This window comes from Streptomyces sp. BE20 (assembly GCF_036322525.1).
In the GTDB taxonomy this organism is placed as follows: domain Bacteria; phylum Actinomycetota; class Actinomycetes; order Streptomycetales; family Streptomycetaceae; genus Kitasatospora.
The window spans coordinates 1-333 of record NZ_JAQYWW010000523.1; the positions used below are offsets into that span (position 1 = coordinate 1).

The following is a 333-nucleotide window of genomic DNA, read 5'->3' on the forward strand; positions in this document are numbered from 1 at the left end:
CGCTGCCGAGCGTGTCGGTGAAGACCAGGGTGCCGGCGACGAAGGCGGTGCCGAGGAGGACGGCGAGCGTCGTCATCAGCAGTCGGCCCTTGTGGGCCAGCACGGTGCGCAGTGCGGTTCGGTACATGGAGTGGTGTCAGTCCTGGAAGGTCGTGGGGACGGAGGCCGGAGCGGCGCCGGGCGGGTGGGCCGGGATCCGGCTCAGCTGGTGCGGACCTTGGCGTCGAAGCGGCGCATGCGGTCCAGGACGGTGTCGGCGGTGGGCTGGTGGAGTTCGTCGACGATGCGGCCGTCGGCGAGGAAGACGACGCGGTCGGCGTAGGCGGCGGCGAC

1 pseudogene is annotated in these 333 nt (G+C 72.1%); it reads right to left on the reverse strand.

Annotated features, from left to right (window positions below):
* Nucleotides 1–201: 201 nt before the first annotated feature.
* A pseudogene (locus PUR61_RS08335) lies at nt 202–333 on the reverse strand (ABC transporter ATP-binding protein); the annotation flags it as partial.